The following is a 17,266-nucleotide window of genomic DNA, read 5'->3' on the forward strand; positions in this document are numbered from 1 at the left end:
CGCGGACGTCGAGCTCGCCGCATAATCCCAGCAAGACCGAATCACCCCAAACCCGACAGAGGCACCTTGACGAAAGACATAGAGGCACCCCCCCCCCGCGGGCGGAACCCTCACCCCACCAGCCGCAGCCGCTGCTCGCACATCCCCAGCCGGACCGACTGTCCCCACGTCAGTTCCAGCGCGTCGTGCTCCATTCCGTCCCCGAAGGCGATCAGCCGTTCGGACTCGACGGTCAGCCGCAGGGATGCCCGGGCGGTGAGTTCGCCCGCCACCAGCGATGTCCCGGTGACCGGCGAGGGCCATGCCTCGCGGACGAACCACAGCAGCCGGTCCTCGGTGGGGCGGGGCAGGGCGAGAGAGCTGTCCCGTTCCTGCCACAGCGACCGGAGCCACCCCGTGGCCCCGGTCCCCGTCCCCACCAGCACCCCGGAGGACGCCTGGGCCTCGACGGCACCCCTGTCGCCGTCGAGGCCCAGGCGGTAGCGGGCCGTCTGGTGGCCGGCCGCGCCCAGATAGATCTCGTTGAGCGCGACGAGCCGCTGGGTGTCGTCGGCGAAGGCCTCGACCATGGTGAGTTCCTCGGCCCGGATACCCGGTGCCAATGAGGCCGCGAGCAGTGTCGCCGCGTCACGCGCGCGGTGGCGCACCAGCACCCCCGGATTGCGGCCGGGCTCCGCGTCGATGCCCACGACCGGCTGCCCGGTGAGGTACTTGGCCGTGTTCGCCACCAGTCCGTCCTGCCCGACCACGACGACCACGTCCTCGGGCGCGAACAGGAACCGATCCAGGTCGGACCGCTCCACCCGCGCCTGACGCCAGGTCAGCGGCACCGCCGCCGCCACTTCCGCCAGGGCCTCCCGCGCCCGGCGGTGGCGCGCCACCACGTCCTCGATGGACCGCCCCCGCGATGCCAGGAAGAACGCGGCCTGCCCGTGCGTACCGTGCCGGGCCACCAGCTCCTCGTACTCGGTGGTGCGGTGGACCAGCACGGCCCGCGGCGCGAGACTCAACGCGCCTCCCCGGTGGCGGGTGCGCCCAGCCGGGCCAGCAGCCCGGTCAGCACATCCGGCGAGAGCGTCACGCTGTCGATCCGCGGCAGGTTCTCCGCGAGCCGGGTACCGGTCAGCGCATGCAGAGTCGACACATCGACTTCGGCGTGCACCCGCAGCCACGCCGCCTGGGCCTCGGCGCGCGCCGCACCGACCTCCCGCGCGGACCTGGCCTCCGCCTCGGCGAGCCGTACCGCACGTGCCGCCTCCGCCTCGGCCAGCCGCACCGTGCGCGCGGCCTCCGCCTGCGCGCGCACCGCGTCGGCCGCCGCGTGCTCCTCCGCCTCGCGGCGCGCGTTCGTGCCGCGCTGCTCGACCAACTGCTCCTCACGGCGGGCGAGTTCGATCTGGCTGGCCAGCTCGTTCTCGGCGATGGCGCGCTCTCGCTCCACGGCCACGGCACGGCGTTCGTACGTCGCCCGGTCGGCCTCCTGCTGGATCTGTTCGCGGGCCGGCGTGCGCAGGGCGCGCTCCACCTCGGGTTCGGGGCGCAGCGCCACGACCCGGACCGCGACCACCTCGATGCCCGTCGCGGGCAGCCGGGGTTCCGCCGCGAGTCCGGCCGCGACCCGTTCCCGTACCGATGAGACGCCGTCGACCAGGGCCGCCGACAGGGGCGTGCGGGCCAGCACGTCCAGCGCGTGCTGCTGGGCCGTCTCCGTCAGGAGCGTCGACAGCTGTTCGAGCGGTGCGCCCCGCCAGACGCCCGTGTCCGGGTCGATGGAGAAGTCCATGCGCTCCGCCGCGACACCCGGGTCGCTGACGCGGAAGGTCACCGTCGCCTGCACCGCCACGTCCTGGAAGTCGGACGTACGGGCGTGGAACGTCATCGCCAGTTCCCGGTCGTCCACCGGGACCTCGGACAGCGCTGCGGTCAGCGAGCGGTACCAGAAGCTGAGCCCCGGCCCGTCGTGGACCAGCCGCCCCGCCCGGTGGTGCCGGATGTGTGCCGTCGGAGCCCCGCGCAGATGCCGCCAGCCGAAGCGCCGTGTGATGTCCGCCATGTTGTCCCTTGCCCCCTCGCGTCGTGAACCCGTGAGCCCGTGAGCCCGCACGGCGTTCGCCGCCCCTCGTTCTCGTCATGACGACGATAATCAGCCCGTCGATTATCGTCAAGAAGACGAAAGCAAACGGTCGGCTTCATCGCGAAGAGGGGGTGAACAGGCACCCGAATGGTCAGGATGGAGGCATGGGATTCCATGTCGACTCCGAGGCCGGGCGGCTGCGCCGCGTCATCCTGCACAGACCTGATCTCGAACTGAAGAGGCTCACCCCCAGCAACAAGGACGCGCTCCTGTTCGATGACGTGCTGTGGGTGCGCCGCGCCCGCGCCGAGCACGACGGGTTCGCCGACGTGCTGCGCGACCGCGGGGTCGCCGTCCATCTCTTCGGTGATCTGCTCACCGAGGTGCTCGACGTCGCGGCGGCCCGGTCACTCGTCCTGGACCGGGTCTTCGACGAGAAGGAGTACGGACCGCTCGCCACCGACCATCTGCGGGCCGCCTTCGAGACGCTGCCGTCGTCGGATCTCGCCGAGGCGCTGGTCGGCGGCATGACCAAGCGCGAATTCCTGGAGCGCCATCCGGAGCCGACGTCGGTGCGGTTCCATGCGATGGAGCTGGACGACTTCCTCCTGGGGCCCCTGCCCAACCACCTCTTCACGCGCGACACCTCGGCGTGGATATACGACGGGGTCTCCATCAACGCCATGCGCTGGCCCGCGCGGCAGCGGGAGACCGTTCACTTCGAGGCGATCTACCGGCATCACCCGCTCTTCAGGCGCGAGGACTTCCATGTCTGGTCCGAGGGGCAGGCCGACTACCCCTCCACCATCGAGGGCGGCGATGTGCTGGTCATCGGCAGCGGTGCGGTGCTCATCGGGATGAGCGAGCGGACCACTCCTCAGGCCGTGGAGATGCTCGCGCACAAGCTCTTCGCCGCCGGATCGGCCCGGACCATCGTCGCGCTCGACATGCCCAAGCGGCGTGCCTTCATGCATCTCGACACGGTGATGACCATGGTCGACGGCGACACCTTCACCCAGTACGCCGGGCTCGGCATGCTCCGCTCGTACACCATCGAGCCCGGCGGCGGGGACAAGGAGCTCAAGGTCACGGACCATCCGCCGGAGCACATGCACCGCGCCGTCGCGGCGGCGCTCGGCCTGAGCGAGATCCGTGTGCTCACCGCTACCCAGGACGTGCACGCGGCCGAGCGCGAGCAGTGGGACGACGGCTGCAACGTACTGGCGGTCGAGCCGGGTGTGGTGATCGCCTATGAGCGCAACTCCACCACGAACACGCATCTGCGCAAGCAGGGGATCGAGGTGATCGAGATCCCGGGCAGTGAACTGGGCAGGGGCAGGGGCGGGCCGCGGTGCATGAGCTGTCCGGTGGAGAGAGACGCGGTTTACGGGTGACGTACCGTGGGTGTCGACCCCAGATCGTATAGAAATGTGGAGCGTCGTATAGACTTCCATTCGTTCCCTTGTTCACCCCGTCCCCTTGTCACCTCTGGAGCGCCTCATGGCGACTGTCCCCACCGCCCTCGCCGGACGCCACTTCCTGAAGGAGCTGGACTTCACCGCGGAGGAGTTCCGGTTCCTGATCGAGCTGGCGGCGGAGCTCAAGGCGGCCAAGCGGGCCGGAGTGGAGACACGTCATCTGACGGGCAGGAACATCGCACTGGTCTTCGAGAAGACGTCGACCCGTACACGCTGCGCCTTCGAGGTCGCCGCCGCGGACCAGGGAGCCTGTACGACCTACCTGGACCCCGTCGGCTCGCAGCTCGGGCACAAGGAGTCCGTCAAGGACACCGCCCGGGTTCTCGGCCGGATGTTCGACGCCATCGAGTACCGCGGGCACGGGCAGGGCGTCGTGGAGGAGCTGGCCACCTACGCCGGGATCCCCGTCTACAACGGCCTCACCGATGAGTGGCATCCCACCCAGATGCTCGCCGACGTGCTCACCATGACCGAGCACAGCGACAAGCCGCTGACCGAGATCGCCTTCGCCTACCTCGGTGACGCCCGCTACAACATGGGCAACTCCTATCTCGTCACCGGTGCCCTCCTCGGCATGGACGTCCGTATCGTGGCGCCCCGGCTGCTGTGGCCCGACGACACGATCGTGGAGGTGGCCCAGCGGCTCGCCGACGCCTCCGGGGCCCGGATCACGCTCTCCGACGACGTCAAGGAGGGCGTGCGCGGCGCGGACTTCGTCGCCACCGATGTGTGGGTGTCGATGGGGGAGCCCAAGGCGGTCTGGGACGAGCGCATAGCGCTGCTGGGCCCGTACGCCGTGACCATGGACGTGCTGCGCGCCACCGGCAACGAGGACGTGAAGTTCCTGCACTGCCTGCCGGCGTTCCACGACCTCGGCACCGATGTCGGCCGCGAGATCCATGAGCGGCACGGGATGACCGAGCTGGAGGTCACCGACGAGGTGTTCGAGTCCGAGCACTCCGTCGTCTTCGACGAGGCGGAGAACCGGATGCACACGATCAAGGCCGTCCTGGTGGCCACCCTCGCCTGAAGCCCCCGCACGAGCGTCCTCGCCACAAGATCCCCGTCCGTGCCCGCCGCGGCAGCGGGACCCGGAACCCCTCCCGTACGTTCTTCGACGGCCCGGAACAACCCATTCCGGCGACCGGCATGCGACGAACCCGTCGCTCCGCACCACGGAAAGAGCACCACCCGTATGCCCGGCAGCCCCATAGGCCCCCTCCGTATCAAGTCCCCCCAGATGCTCGTCGCCGAGGCGGGCGCCGATCTCTCGGGCCACGGCCTCAAGCGCCATATGGGACTGTTCCAGCTCGTCTGCTTCGGGGTGGGTGCGATCGTCGGCACCGGCATCTTCGTCGGCCTGTCCGACTCGGTCTCCCAGGCGGGGCCCGCCGTTGTCGTCTCCTTTGTGCTCGCCGCGCTGACCTGTGTCTTCACGGCGTTCGCGTTCGCCGAGCTGGGCGGCGCGATCCCCGTCTCCGGATCCTCGTACTCGTTCGCCTACGCGGGCCTCGGCGAGGGCACGGCCTTCCTCGTCGGCTGGTGCCTGCTGCTGGAGTACGGCGTGTCCGTCTCGGCCGTCGCGGTCGGCTGGAGCCAGTACGTCAACGAGCTGCTGCACAGTGTCACGGGCCACCAGCTGCCCGCCGTGCTCTCGGGCGGGCCCTCCGACGGCGGGGTGGTCAACCTGCCCGCCGTGATCGTCATCGCCCTGGCCTGCGTCCTGCTCGTGCGGGGCGTGCGGGAGAGCGCCCGGGCCACCGCCGCCATGGCCGTCCTGAAGCTCGCCGTCCTCGTCGTCTTCTGCGCGATCGGCTTCACCGCCTTCAAGCACGGCAATCTGACTCCGTTCGCGCCCGCCGGAATCGGCGGTATCGGCGCGGGCACCACGGCCGCGTTCTTCTCGTACATCGGCTTCGACGCGATCACCACCGCCGGTGAAGAGGCCAGGAACCCGCGCCGGAACATCCCCATCGCGATCCTCGTCTGCATCGGCCTGGTGACGATCCTGTACTGCGCGGTCGCGCTCGCCGCGATCGGCGCCATCGGCGGTCCGGAGGTGGGCGGACGTCCCGCCGCGCTGTCGTACGTCGTCAACCAGGTCACCGGCTCCACGATCGGCGGTGGCGTCATCGCCTTCGGCGCGGTCGTCGCCATCGCCTCGGTCGTGCTCGCGGTGATGTACGGGCAGACCCGCATCCTGATGTCGATGGCCCGTGACGGCCTCGTCCCGCGCGTCTTCGAGCGGGTCTCGCCGAGGACCTCGACGCCGGTCGCCGGCACCCTGATCGTGGCGGTCGTCTTCGCCCTTCCGGCGGCCTTCGCCTCGCTCGACTCGGTGGTCAACCTGTGCACCATCGGCACCCTCGCCGTCATGGCCGTGGTCAATGTCGCGGTGATCGCCCTGCGCCGCCGCGAACCGGGTCTCGAGCGCACCTTCCGTGTGCCGCTGTACCCCGTGGTGCCGCTGCTCGGGGTCGGCTTCTGCCTCTACCTGATGTACGAGACCGGGTTCACGACCTGGGTGCAGTTCGCCGCGTTCGTGGCGGCGGGGTGCCTGGTCTACGCGCTCTACGGGCGCCGGGGCTCCAGGCTCGTGTCGCAGGAGGCCGGGGCCGGGACCGGGACGGATTCCGGGACCGTCACGCCGGACGCCGCCACTGCCGCGGGATCGCGGGCAGTCTGAACCACACCGCCTTGCCGGACTCGGTGGGGCGGTGACCGCAGGACGAGCTGAGGCTGCGGATCAGCAGCAGGCCTCGCCCGTGCTCCTGCCAGGGGTCGGGGGCCGGAGCCGCCGGGTGCGTCAGATTGCCCGGCGGCGCCGGATCGGGGTCGTGCACCTCGACCGTGCAGCCCGTCGGCAGCAGCTCGACCACCAGCTCGATCGGGCCGTCCCCCGTGGCATGCTCCACGGCGTTGGCGACCAGTTCCGCGGTGAGCAGTTCCGCGGTGTCGCTGTCGGCCGCGCCCTCCCGCTCCGCGAGCGCCGTACGGACCAGCGCACGGGCGACCGGCACGGCCGCGGCGGTGCTCGGAAGGGCGACGCGCCAGGAGGCGGGGGCGGGGGATTCGTACAAGGCGGTTCCGTCGGGTTCGGTCGGTTCCGTTCACGGCGCAGGTGGCTCTCCTGCTTTCAAGCAAGAGGAATGGTACGGCCTGCCGTGAGCGGGACGGGCCCCGGGTTTCGCCCGGACGTGTGACCCGAACGTGTGACCCGAACGTGTGAGAACGTATCGCGCACTCATGACGACAGTCACAGATGAGTGATAACTTCGTCGGAGAGGCAGCATTCCCGGCTGCGTCCAGGCAGAAGACAGCCGAGCCGCCCCCGCCCGAGGAGGCCGCACGTCATGAGTCCCTTCACCGGATCCGCCGCCCGCACCGCCGAGTGGCGCCATCTCAGGTGCGCGATCAGCGACGGAGTGGCCACCGTCACCCTGGCCCGCCCCGACAAGCTCAACGCGCTCACCTTCGGTGCCTACGCCGACCTGCGCGATCTGCTCGCCGAGCTGTCCCGGGAGAAGTCCGTCCGGGCCCTGGTCCTGGCCGGAGAGGGTCGCGGATTCTGCTCGGGCGGCGACGTCGACGAGATCATCGGCGCCACCCTGTCCATGGACACCGCCCAACTGCTGGACTTCAACCGGATGACCGGGCAGGTCGTCCGGGCCGTGCGGGAGTGCCCGTTCCCGGTGATCGCGGCCGTCCATGGAGTGGCCGCGGGCGCCGGGGCCGTCCTCGCGCTGGCCGCCGACTTCAGGGTGGCGGACCCCTCCGCGCGCTTCGCGTTCCTGTTCACCAGGGTCGGGCTCTCCGGCGGCGACATGGGCGCCGCCTATCTGCTGCCGAGGGTCGTCGGGCTCGGCCACGCGACCCGTCTGCTCATGCTCGGGGAGCCGGTGCGGGCGCCCGAGGCCGAGCGGATCGGGCTGATCAGCGAGCTGGCCGACGAGGGCCGCGCCGACGAGGCCGCCCAGACGCTCGCCCGCCGGCTCGCGGACGGTCCGGCGCTCGCGTACGCCCAGACGAAGGCGCTGCTGACCGCCGAACTGGACATGCCGCTCGCCGCGTCGGTCGAACTGGACGCCGCGACGCAGGCACTGCTGATGAACGGCGAGGACTACGCCGAGTTCCACGCCGCCTTCACCGAGAAGCGGCCCCCCAAGTGGCAAGGGAGGTAGCCATGACCACGTCCGCGCGGGCCCAGCGGCCGCTGCGCGTCGCCGTCGTCGGCGGCGGACCCGGCGGTCTGTACGCGGCGGCCCTCCTCAAACGCCTCGACCCGGGCCGCGAGATCACCGTCTGGGAACGCAACGCCCCCGACGACACCTTCGGTTTCGGCGTGGTCCTCTCCGACGAGACCCTCGGCGGCATCGAGCACGCCGACCCCGCCGTCTACGCGGCGCTGGGGGAGGAGTTCGTACGCTGGGACGACATCGACATCGTGCACCGGGGCATGTGCCACACATCCGGGGGCCACGGGTTCGCCGCGCTCGGCAGGCGCAGACTCCTGGAGATCCTGCACGAGCGCTGCCGCTCGCTCGGCGTCGACCTGCGCTTCCGCGCCGAGGCACCGCCCCCCGCCCGGCTCTCCGAGTCGTACGACCTGGTGATCGCGGCCGACGGCGTGCACAGCGGCACCCGCGAGGCGTACCCCGAGGTGTTCCGGCCCTCTGTCGAGTCCCACCGCTGCCGCTACATCTGGCTGGCCGCCGACTTCGCCTTCGACGCGTTCCGCTTCGAGATCGCCGAGACCGAGCACGGCGTGATGCAACTGCACGGCTACCCCTATGCGGCCGACTCCTCCACCGTGATCGTGGAGATGCGCGAGGAGGTCTGGCGGGCGGCCGGATTCGCGGAACTGGAGACCGACGAGACGATCGAGCGCTGCGCCAAGATCTTCGCGGACGCGCTCGGCGGCCGGTCCCTGCGCTCCAACAACTCGGCCTGGACCACCTTTCGCACCGTCGTCAACGAGCGCTGGTCGCACGAGAACCTGGTCCTGCTCGGCGATGCCGCGCACACCGCGCACTTCTCGATCGGCTCGGGCACCAAGCTGGCCGTGGAGGACGCGCTGGCGCTGGTGGCTTGCCTGGAGGAGCACGACTCGCTGCGCGAGGCCCTGGTCGCCTACGAGGAGGAGCGGCGCCCGGTGGTGGCCTCCACACAGCGCGCGGCGCGGGCCAGCCTGGAGTGGTTCGAGAACCTCGCGCTCTATGTCGGCCAGCCAGGCCGTCAGTTCGCCTTCAACCTGCTCACCCGCAGCCGCCGCGTCACCCATGACAATCTGCGGCTGCGGGACGAGCAGTTCACCGAGGCGGTGGAGCGGGACTTCGGCTGCCCGCCCGGCACGCCCCCCATGTTCACCCCGTTCCGGCTGCGCGGCCTGACCCTGCGCAACCGGGTCGTGGTCTCGCCGATGGACATGTACTCGGCGCGCGACGGCGTCCCGGGGGACTTCCACCTCGTCCACCTGGGCGCACGGGCGCTGGGCGGGGCAGGTCTGGTGATGACCGAGATGGTGTGCGTGAGCGCCGAGGGCCGGATCACCCCGGGCTGCGCGGGCCTGTACACCGGCCGGCAGGCGGAGGCGTGGCGGCGGATCACCGACTTCGTGCACACCCAGTCGCCGGGCACCGCGATCGGCGTGCAGCTCGGGCACAGCGGCCGCAAGGGCTCCACCAAGCTCATGTGGGAGGGCATGGACGAGCCTCTGGAGGAGGGCAACTGGCCCCTGGTGGCAGCCTCCCCGATCCCCTACAGGCCGGACAGCCAGCTGCCCCGGGAGGTCACCCGGGCACAACTGACCGACATCCGCGAGCAGTTCGCCGCTGCCGCATGGCGGGCCGCGCGCTGCGGCTTCGACCTGCTCGAACTGCACTGCGCCCACGGCTACCTGCTCTCCGGCTTCCTCTCGCCGCTCACCAACCGGCGCACGGACGCCTACGGCGGCACACTCGCCAAGCGGCTGCGCTTCCCCCTCGAAGTCTTCGACGCCGTACGGTCGGTGTGGCCCGAGGAGAAGCCCATGACCGTACGGATCTCCGCCACCGACTGGGCCGAGGGCGGCACCACGGCCGAAGAGGCCGTCGAGATCGCCCGCGCCTTCGCCGCGCACGGCGCCGACGCGATCGACGTGTCCACCGGTCAGGTGGCGTCCGAGGAGCAGCCGGAGTTCGGCCGCTCCTACCAGACGCCTTACGCGGACCGCATCCGCCAGGAGATCGGCATCCCGGTGGTCGCGGTCGGCGCCATCTCGTCCTGGGACGACGTCAACTCCCTGATCCTGGCCGGGCGTACGGACCTGTGCGCGCTCGCCCGTCCGCATCTCTACGACCCGCACTGGACCCTGCACGCGGCGGCCGAGCAGGGCTACACCGGCCCCGGCGTGACCTGGCCGACCCCCTACCGGGCGGGCAGCCGCCGGCCCCAGACGGGCCGTACGGACGCCCCCAAACCGAGGCTCACCCTGGGGCCTGCCTGACAATTCCCGCCTGCGCGGCGGGCGGACGAAGGGAATTGCCGGACAGGCTCTGGGGTCTTGGGCAAGGAAACCCAAGGGCCGGGGCCTTGGGCCAGGGAACCCCAGGGCGTCGTCAGGCCGGTCGGCGGGACTGCCGCTCGTACCCGACGAGCCGCACGCACACGGTGAGTCCCTCGATCGCCTGCTCCAGCTCGTCGAGTGCCGGGTAGCTGGGCGCGATCCGGATCACCGCGTCGCTCGGATCGGCACCGTGCGGGTGGGTGGCACCGGCCGGGGTCAGCACGATGCCCGCCTCGGCGGCACGGCTGACCACCTCCTTGGCGCACCCCTCGGGCACCTCGAGCGTCACGAAGTATCCACCCTCGGGAGAGGTCCAGGCGGCGAGCCCGGTGCCGCCGAGTTCGGCGTCGAGGATCCGTGCCACCGCCTCGAACTTGGGCTCCAGCAGGGCGCGATGGCGTTCCATATGGGTCCGCAGCCCGTCCGCGTCCCGCAGCAGGAGCGCGTGCCGCAGCTGGTTGATCTTGTCTGGGCCGATCGACCGCTTGGCGCTCCTGGCGAGCAGCCACTCCACGTTCGCGGGCGAGGAGCCGAAGAACGCGACACCCGCGCCTGCCATGGTGATCTTCGAGGTCGATCCGAACACGAACGCCCGGTCCGGGTGGCCCGCCTCGACGCAGGCGGCGAGCAGATCGGCGATCTCGGCGGGCGTCCCGGTGAGGTGGTGGACGGCGTAGGCGTTGTCCCAGAAGACGCGGAAGTCGGGCGCGGCGGTGGGCATCGAGGCAAGCCGTGCCACGGTCGCATCGCTGTAGGTGACGCCCGTCGGGTTGCTGTACTTCGGCACGCACCACATGCCCTTCACCGCCGGATCCTCGGCGACGAGCCGCTCCACGAGGTCCATGTCCGGACCCTCGTCGGTCATGGGCACCGGGATCATGTCGATCCCGAACCGCTCGCAGATCCCGAAGTGCCGGTCATACCCGGGCACCGGGCACAGGAAGGCGATCCGCTCCTGGTCGACCCAGCGTGACTCGGCGCCGGGCAGCGTGCTCAGCAGGGCGTGCACCACGCAGTCGTGCATCAGCTCGAGGCTGGAGTTCCCCGCCGCGAGCAGTTGGCCGGCCGGCACCTGGAGCGCCTCGGCGAAGAGCTCCCGGAGCTCGGGCAGTCCCTTCAGACCACCGTAGTTGCGCAGATCGGTACCGTCGGCGGAGGTGTACCGCTCGCCGGGCAGGCCGAGCAGAGCGTTGGAGAGGTCGAGCTGCTCCGGCGCCGGCTTGCCACGGGTGAGATCGAGCGAGAGCCCGCGCGCCGCCAGCTCCTGGTAGTCCCTGCGGGCCTGCTCGAGCGGCCCGGCCGGGACGTCGGGGCTCAGCTCCGTGGTCATGTGTTTCCTCTCATGGGCGTGGTCGCCTGCCGAGGATACAAATCCGGGCTGGTCGTGGCGGCGGTGCGGTGTCCTGGTCCCCGGCCGTGCCCCCCGCGTCACACCCCGGCGAAAACGGCCCCCGCGTCCCGCAGCCGTTCGTGCAGTGCCTGGAAGACCGCCGCCGAACGGGCGCCCGGCCAGTCCTCGGGGAGCAGTTCGGAGGGCAGGCCCGGGTCGGCGTAAGGCAGATGGCGCCAGGAGTCCAGGGCGAGCAGATAGTCCCGGTACGCCTCCTGCGGCGGGGTGTCCTCACGGGACTGCCAGGCGTGCAGCACGCCCGCGTGGCGGCCGAGGAACTCCTCGTGCTGTACGGCGATGGCCTCCAGGTCCCACCAGCGGGCCACTGCCCGGGCGGTCGGCACGAAACCGAGGTGCTCACCCCGGAAGAAGTCCACGTAGGGGTCGAGGCCGAGCCGCTCCAGCGTGTGCCGCGTCTCCTCGTACAGGCGCGCGGGCGCGATCCACACTCCGGGGGCCGCGGTGCCGAAGCCGAGGCCCCCCAGCCTGGAGCGCAGCAGGTGCCGCTTCTGCCGCTCCGACTCCGGCACCGAGAACACCGCGAGCACCCAGCCCTCGTCCTTGGGCGGCGCCGTCGCGTACACGCGCCGGTCGCCGTCGTCGAGCAGCTGCCGCGCGTCCGGAGACAGGGCGTAGCCCGCCGCGCCCGCGGCCGTACGGGCAGGCAGGAGCAGTCCGCGCCGCTTCAGCCGCGACACCGACGACCGTACGGAGGGCGCGTCCACGCCGACCGCGGCGAGCAGTCTGATCAGCTCGGCCACCGGCACCGGGCCGGGTGCGAAGCGGCCGTACGCGCCGTAGAACGTGACGATGAGGGACCGGGGAGCGTGCTGATCGGACACGTCGATCACTCTAGATCGTCCACGTCACCCAAGATCACCGGCCGCGTCCTCGTCCGGGCCGGCCGCCGCGCGCAGCCGAAAGCGCTGGAGCTTGCCCGTCGCCGTACGCGGCAGAGCGTCCAGGAAGACGAACTCGCGCGGACATTTGTACGGTGCCAGCTCGGACTTCAGGAATGTGCGCAACTCCTCCGGATCGCGGGACGCGCCCGCCCTGAGTACCGTGTACGCCACCACGATCTGCCCGCGCGCCTCGTCCGGCCGCCCGACGACCGCCGTCTCCACCACATCGGGATGGCGCAGCAGGGCGTCCTCCACCTCAGGGCCGGCGATGTTGTACCCGGCCGAGATGATCATGTCGTCGGCCCGTGCCACATAGCGGAAGTAGCCGTCGGCGTCGCGGACATAGGTGTCACCGGTGAGGTTCCAGCCGTCCCGTACATAGTCGCGCTGCCGGGGATCGGAGAGGTAGCGGCAGCCGACGGGGCCGCGTACCGCGAGCAGTCCCGGTTCCCCGTCGGGCAGGGGTGCGCCGCCAGCGTCCTGTATGCGCGCCTGCCAGCCCGGCACCGGGACTCCGGTGGCTCCCGGGCGGATGGCGTCGTCGGCGGCCGAGATGAAGATGTGCAGCAGTTCGGTGGCGCCGATGCCGTTGATGACGCGCAGCCCGGTGCGCTCGTACCAGGACCGCCAGGTCGCCTCGGGCAGGTTCTCGCCGGCCGACACACAGCGTCGCAGCGAGCTGATGTCCCCGCCGCTCGCGCCCAGTTCGTCGAGCATCGCGCGGTAGGCGGTCGGCGCGGTGAACAGTACCGAGACACGGTGCTCGGCGATGGCGGGCAGCAACTGCTTGGGCCCTGCCTGTTCGAGCAGGAGCGCGCTGGCCCCGGCCCGCAGCGGGAAGACGACGAGCCCGCCGAGCCCGAAGGTGAAGCCGAGCGGGGGACTGCCCGCGAAGACGTCGTCGGGGCGCGGTTCGAGCACATGACGGGAGAACGTGTCCGCTATGGCGAGCAGGTCGCGGTGGAAGTGCATACAGCCCTTCGGGCGACCCGTGGTGCCCGAGGTGAACGCGATCAGCGCCACGTCGTCTGCCGCCGTGTCCACGGGCGTGTACGGCTCATCGGGTACCGGAAGGCGCAGCAGGTCGTCGGGGGAGTCGCCGCCATAGGTGGCGATGCGCAGTCCCGGGACGTCGGCCTTGGCGAGGTCCTCGACCGAGCGCGCATCGCACAGAGCGTGGCCGACCTGGGCGATCTCGCACATCGTGCGCAGTTCGTGCGGGCGCTGCTGGGCGAGCACCGTGACGGCGACCGCGCCCGCCTTGAGCACCGCGAGCCAGCAGGCGGCGAGCCAGGGGGTGGTGGGGCCGCGCAGCAGGACGCGATTGCCGGGGACGACGCCGAGACGGGAGGTGAGCGCGTGCGCGATCCGGTCGACGCGGGATCGCAGCTGCCCGTACGTCCATACGGCTCCGTCCGCCGTGCGGAAGGCGGGGCGGTCGGGATCGGTGCCGGAGAGCAGCTCGGCGGCGGCGTTGAGCCGTTCGGGGTAGTGCAGACCGGGAAGATCGAAGCGCAGCTCGGGCCATTGGGCGCGCGGCGGGAGGTGGTCACGCGCGAAGGTGTCCCGGTGCGCGGTCGGGGCGCCGGAGCCGGTGGTGTCGTCGTGCGTGGCCTTGGGCATGGAGCCCGCCGCCGGTCTCGCCCCGGCAGGTGGCGGGGGTGGCGGCGGTGCCACGCCCGCGGATTCCGCGGCGCGTGTGGCGTCCGTGTCGGCGTCCATGGCGCGCGCGTTTTCCGCGGCACCGGCGCTTATGGCGTCCCTCGGTTCCATGGCGGTACGCCCCTCGTCGTGGTGGGCTCGCGCAACGAGCGTATCGTGTTGGTGACGACAGTCAACGGTCCGCGATACGGTCGGGTGAGCAACCCACCCGGTCCGGGTGTGCCGTCAGGGAGAGGGGACCGGCAATGACCGCATTCTCACTCGATCCCACGCAAACCGCCTGGTGTGCGGAACTGCGCACGTGGGCCGAACAACGGCTGCGCCCGCTCGCCGAGAAGGGGGAGCCGGGCCGGGTCAACCGGGCGCTGGTCGCCGAGCTCGGCCAACTCGGCTTGCTGGACCGTCTGTTCACCGCCGGTGCGCTCGAACTGTGCCTGATGCGGGAATCCCTGGCCTACGCCTGCACGGAGGCGGAGACGGCACTCGCCCTGCAGGGCCTTGGCGCCTGTCCCGTGCATGCGCACGGCACGGAGTCCCAGCGCGCCCGCTGGCTGCCCGGCGTCCGCGCCGGCACCACGGTCGCGGCCTTCGCGCTGAGCGAGCCCGGAGCCGGCTCCGACGCGGCGGCGCTGTCGCTCACGGCCGCGCCCGGCCCCGGCCCCGCCTCCGGCTGGCGGCTCTCCGGTGAGAAGTGCTGGATCTCCAACGCCCCCGAGGCCGACTTCTACACCGTCTTCGCGCGCACCACCCCTGGCGCCGGTTCCCGTGGCGTGACCGCCTTCCTCGTACCCGCCGACCGCCCCGGGCTGACCGGCGGCGCGCTCGACATGCTCTCCCCGCACCCCATCGGCACCCTCGCCTTCGACGACGTGCACGTCACCGGCGACGACGTCCTCGGGCAGCCCGACCGCGGCTTCCGCGTCGCCATGGGCACCCTCAACCTGTTCCGGCCCAGCGTCGGCGCCTTCGCGGTCGGAATGGCGCAGGCGGCCCTGGACGCCACGCTCGCCCACACCGCGGGACGCGACGCCTTCGGCGCCAAGCTCAAGGACCTGCAGACCGTCGCCCACCAGGTCGCCGAGATGGATCTGCGCGTCGAGGCCGCCCGGCTCATGGTCTACGCGGCGGCGACGGCGTACGACGACGGGGCCCCGGACGTCCCGCGGCGCTCCGCCATGGCGAAGCTGCTCGCCACCGAGACCGCGCAGTACGTCGTCGACAGGGCAGTCCAGTTGCACGGCGCCCGCGCGCTGCGCCGCGGCCACCTCCTCGAACACCTCTACCGCGAGGTGCGCGCGCCGCGGATCTACGAGGGCGCGAGCGAAGTCCAGCGCGCCATCATCGCCAAGGAGTTGTACGCCACCGTGGAGGCCCCGTGACCAGCGAGCAGCCCGACCGTCCCGACCTCACGCGGATCAACCCGCCCACCCTCTCCCCGCCCACCGGCTTCTCGCACGCCGTCGTCGCGACCGGCTCCCGGGTGGTGTTCCTGGCCGGGCAGACCGCTCTGGACGCGGACGGAAAGGTGGCCGGAGGCTCCCTCCCCGAGCAGTTCGAGCGAGCACTCACCAATCTGCTCACGGCACTGCGGGCCGCCGGAGGCACCCCCGCCGACCTCGCGCGGGTCACCGTCTACGCCGTGGACGTCGCCGACTACCGGGTCCACGCCCCCGAACTCGGCCGCATCTGGCACCGGCTGGCGGGCCGGGACTACCCCGCGATGGCGGTCGTGGGCATCGCCCGGCTGTGGGACGAGGAAGCACTGGTGGAACTGGACGGATTCGCCGTGCTCTGACCCCGCGCGGACAACTCCCCGGCACAAGGCGGACGGTCGGCGTGGACTCGCCGCGAAGGGGTGAAGATCACGCTATCCGGCGCCATGGCCCGGTACCTGTGGAGTCCCCCCACGTCAGGAGGTACTTCATGTCCGTGCGCCAGCTCTTCGGGGTTGTCATCGGCGCCGCCCTGCTGCTGTCCGTCGCTCCCGCCTCGGGCGCCCTGTCAGGCTCGGGCGGCCGGTCCGGCCCGGGCGAGGAGGTGACCGTCGACCGGACCGGGCGTCTGGCCTCGGACGGCACCATCACCCTCTCCGGCAGATACCGCTGCACCCGCCGTGGCGGACCCGTCTTCGTGTCCTCCTCGGTCTCCCAGCGTGACCCCCGTGTCCATCATGGAGTCGGCGGCACCCTGGCGGCGTGCGACGGCGCCTGGCACCGCTGGGCCAACTCGGAGGCCCGGCAGGGCGCGTACCGCACCGGGCGTGCGCACGTCGAGGCCACCGTGATGGAACTCAGCGGCACCGGCCTGCCTCTGCCCCGCTTCCACGCGGCACGCGACCGGGACATCAGGCTCGTGCGGAGGTGACTCTCCCTCCCGGCGCCCGACCGGCCTCAGCCGTCGGCCGCCGGGCATCCCGGCCACGCTCAGCCACGCTCCAGGTAGGCGACCGCTCCCGTCTCCCGTGCGGTGTGGATCGCCTCGAGGCGGGCGAAGTTGACCGGCCTCATGTCCTGCCGCCACTCGTCGACCGTCCGCACCCGCCATTCGGTGTGCTCATCGGTGAGCCGCACCTGGGCGAGCTGAGCCTCGGTGAGTTCGCCGCCGTCGAAGATGAAGCCGATGTGATTGGAGGGCCAGCTCACGCTCTGCAGCATGAAATGGACGCCGAGGAGGCGTCGCGGCCCCTGGAAGTCGATGCCGGTCTCCTCAAGGCACTCGCGCCGGGCACCCTCCCAAGGTGTCTCGCCGCGTTCCAGGTTGCCGCCCGGCCACTGCCAGACCTCCCGGCTGTTGTGGGAGCGCATCTGGAAGGGACGGCCGGCGGTGTCCGTGAAGTAGAGGCAGGCATAGGACGAGGCGCGGGCGATGGTCTCGATGTACTGCTCGGGCGGCAGCCACCCGGGTGTCATTCCGGCCCCCCGGAGGTCAGGAAATTGGTGGACTTGAGCCTGAGCCGGCCGGCGAGGGCGTGGATCATGGACCACATGTCGTCGGTCGTGTTGCTGAACGGCGGCACAGTCATGGCCCTACGGTACGGCGGCCGACGGCGTGCATGTCGCCTGTTGGAGGACTGGGTCCTCGCGCGCGACGGCGTACCTCGGAGCGGTGAAGGACGGCTCCGCGAATCCCCGCGTGGACCTGCGAGATGACCGTGCGTCTGCCTATAGTCACGGAGCAGACCACGCATCTGTTCGAAAGGCAGCGGCCCATGTCCGA

Annotated in this window: 15 protein-coding genes; 8 read left to right on the top strand and 7 right to left on the bottom strand. The window is 71.3% G+C overall.

Translation table 11 applies throughout. The features are described from left to right. Positions 1-110: 110 nt before the first annotated feature. Positions 111-1,010 (bottom strand): hypothetical protein, encoded by a 900-nt coding sequence (locus ABZ845_RS26605; RefSeq protein WP_360984075.1) that lies wholly within the window; start codon positions 1,008-1,010, stop codon positions 111-113. Beyond that, positions 1,007-2,053, bottom strand: a complete 1,047-nt coding sequence (locus ABZ845_RS26610) for an SPFH domain-containing protein (RefSeq protein WP_360984078.1) — start codon at positions 2,051-2,053, stop codon at positions 1,007-1,009. Before ABZ845_RS26610 ends, ABZ845_RS26605 begins: the two co-directional genes overlap by 4 nt. Positions 2,054-2,238: 185 nt before the next feature. Between ABZ845_RS26610 and ABZ845_RS26615 the strand changes: the two genes are divergently transcribed. The 3 genes from ABZ845_RS26615 (at position 2,239) to ABZ845_RS26625 (ending at position 6,238) form a co-directional block, all read left to right on the top strand. Continuing rightward, positions 2,239-3,468, top strand: a complete 1,230-nt coding sequence (locus ABZ845_RS26615) for an arginine deiminase (protein WP_360984081.1) — start codon at positions 2,239-2,241, stop codon at positions 3,466-3,468. A gap of 106 nt (positions 3,469-3,574) precedes the next feature. Continuing rightward, positions 3,575-4,582, top strand: a complete 1,008-nt coding sequence (argF, locus tag ABZ845_RS26620; RefSeq protein WP_360984084.1) for an ornithine carbamoyltransferase — start codon at positions 3,575-3,577, stop codon at positions 4,580-4,582. A 165-nt stretch (positions 4,583-4,747) separates the two neighbouring features. After that, positions 4,748-6,238 carry an amino acid permease gene (locus tag ABZ845_RS26625; RefSeq protein WP_360984087.1) on the top strand — a complete coding sequence of 497 codons (1,491 nt, stop codon included), beginning with the start codon at positions 4,748-4,750 and terminating at the stop codon, positions 6,236-6,238. Here the strand turns inward: ABZ845_RS26625 and ABZ845_RS26630 are convergent. Next, positions 6,195-6,632, bottom strand: coding sequence for an ATP-binding protein (locus tag ABZ845_RS26630; protein ID WP_360984090.1), 438 nt, complete (start codon positions 6,630-6,632; stop codon positions 6,195-6,197). The two genes, ABZ845_RS26625 and ABZ845_RS26630, sit on opposite strands and share 44 nt — an antisense overlap. A gap of 273 nt (positions 6,633-6,905) precedes the next feature. Here ABZ845_RS26630 and ABZ845_RS26635 point away from each other — a divergent pair, with 273 nt between their 5' ends. Continuing rightward, a complete protein-coding gene (locus tag ABZ845_RS26635) occupies positions 6,906-7,733 on the top strand; it encodes an enoyl-CoA hydratase family protein (RefSeq protein WP_360984093.1) in 828 nt (275 codons plus the stop codon). Positions 7,734-7,735: 2 nt separating this feature from the next. Continuing rightward, positions 7,736-10,036, top strand: a complete 2,301-nt coding sequence (locus ABZ845_RS26640; RefSeq protein WP_360984096.1) for a bifunctional salicylyl-CoA 5-hydroxylase/oxidoreductase — start codon at positions 7,736-7,738, stop codon at positions 10,034-10,036. 112 nt (positions 10,037-10,148) lie between these two features. Here the strand turns inward: ABZ845_RS26640 and ABZ845_RS26645 are convergent, their stop codons facing one another. The 3 genes from ABZ845_RS26645 to ABZ845_RS26655 form a co-directional block, all read right to left on the bottom strand. Further along, positions 10,149-11,426, bottom strand: coding sequence for an aminotransferase class I/II-fold pyridoxal phosphate-dependent enzyme (locus ABZ845_RS26645; protein WP_360984099.1), 1,278 nt, complete (start codon positions 11,424-11,426; stop codon positions 10,149-10,151). 98 nt (positions 11,427-11,524) lie between these two features. Beyond that, positions 11,525-12,337 carry a PaaX family transcriptional regulator C-terminal domain-containing protein gene (locus tag ABZ845_RS26650; RefSeq protein WP_360984101.1) on the bottom strand — a complete coding sequence of 271 codons (813 nt, stop codon included), beginning with the start codon at positions 12,335-12,337 and terminating at the stop codon, positions 11,525-11,527. A gap of 15 nt (positions 12,338-12,352) precedes the next feature. Next, positions 12,353-14,011 carry an AMP-binding protein gene (locus ABZ845_RS26655; protein ID WP_360984217.1) on the bottom strand — a complete coding sequence of 553 codons (1,659 nt, stop codon included), beginning with the start codon at positions 14,009-14,011 and terminating at the stop codon, positions 12,353-12,355. 284 nt (positions 14,012-14,295) lie between these two features. On the opposite strand from ABZ845_RS26655, the gene ABZ845_RS26660 reads away from it, so the two are divergent. The 3 genes from ABZ845_RS26660 (at position 14,296) to ABZ845_RS26670 (ending at position 16,414) form a co-directional block, all read left to right on the top strand. Then, entirely contained in the window at positions 14,296-15,429 is a 1,134-nt protein-coding gene (locus tag ABZ845_RS26660; protein WP_360984104.1) for an acyl-CoA dehydrogenase family protein, read from the top strand. Next, the gene (locus ABZ845_RS26665) at positions 15,426-15,845 is read left to right on the top strand and encodes a RidA family protein (protein WP_360984107.1); all 420 of its coding nucleotides are present in this window, start codon (positions 15,426-15,428) and stop codon (positions 15,843-15,845) included. Before ABZ845_RS26660 ends, ABZ845_RS26665 begins: the two co-directional genes overlap by 4 nt. A 128-nt stretch (positions 15,846-15,973) precedes the next feature. Next, a complete protein-coding gene (locus ABZ845_RS26670) occupies positions 15,974-16,414 on the top strand; it encodes a DUF6299 family protein (protein ID WP_360984110.1) in 441 nt (146 codons plus the stop codon). Positions 16,415-16,473: 59 nt separating this feature from the next. Here the strand turns inward: ABZ845_RS26670 and ABZ845_RS26675 are convergent, their stop codons facing one another. After that, positions 16,474-16,959 carry an NUDIX domain-containing protein gene (locus ABZ845_RS26675; RefSeq protein WP_360984113.1) on the bottom strand — a complete coding sequence of 162 codons (486 nt, stop codon included), beginning with the start codon at positions 16,957-16,959 and terminating at the stop codon, positions 16,474-16,476. Between the last annotated feature and the right edge of the window lie 307 nt (positions 16,960-17,266).

This window comes from Streptomyces sp. NPDC047022 (assembly GCF_040644155.1).
GTDB lineage: Bacteria > Actinomycetota > Actinomycetes > Streptomycetales > Streptomycetaceae > Streptomyces.

Bases quoted from the DNA above. Each gene is read 5' to 3' on its own strand.
- ABZ845_RS26625 (WP_360984087.1), top strand. From the start codon at position 4,748: ATGCCCGGCAGCCCCATAGGCCCCCTCCGTATCAAGTCCCCCCAGATG.
- ABZ845_RS26615 (WP_360984081.1), top strand. From the start codon at position 2,239: ATGGGATTCCATGTCGACTCCGAGGCCGGGCGGCTGCGCCGCGTCATC.
- ABZ845_RS26610 (WP_360984078.1), bottom strand. From the start codon at position 2,053: ATGGCGGACATCACACGGCGCTTCGGCTGGCGGCATCTGCGCGGGGCT.
- ABZ845_RS26640 (WP_360984096.1), top strand. From the start codon at position 7,736: ATGACCACGTCCGCGCGGGCCCAGCGGCCGCTGCGCGTCGCCGTCGTC.
- ABZ845_RS26670 (WP_360984110.1), top strand. From the start codon at position 15,974: ATGTCCGTGCGCCAGCTCTTCGGGGTTGTCATCGGCGCCGCCCTGCTG.
- ABZ845_RS26635 (WP_360984093.1), top strand. From the start codon at position 6,906: ATGAGTCCCTTCACCGGATCCGCCGCCCGCACCGCCGAGTGGCGCCAT.
- argF (WP_360984084.1), top strand. From the start codon at position 3,575: ATGGCGACTGTCCCCACCGCCCTCGCCGGACGCCACTTCCTGAAGGAG.
- ABZ845_RS26675 (WP_360984113.1), bottom strand. From the start codon at position 16,959: ATGACACCCGGGTGGCTGCCGCCCGAGCAGTACATCGAGACCATCGCC.
- ABZ845_RS26645 (WP_360984099.1), bottom strand. From the start codon at position 11,426: ATGACCACGGAGCTGAGCCCCGACGTCCCGGCCGGGCCGCTCGAGCAG.
- ABZ845_RS26660 (WP_360984104.1), top strand. From the start codon at position 14,296: ATGACCGCATTCTCACTCGATCCCACGCAAACCGCCTGGTGTGCGGAA.
- ABZ845_RS26655 (WP_360984217.1), bottom strand. From the start codon at position 14,011: ATGCCCAAGGCCACGCACGACGACACCACCGGCTCCGGCGCCCCGACC.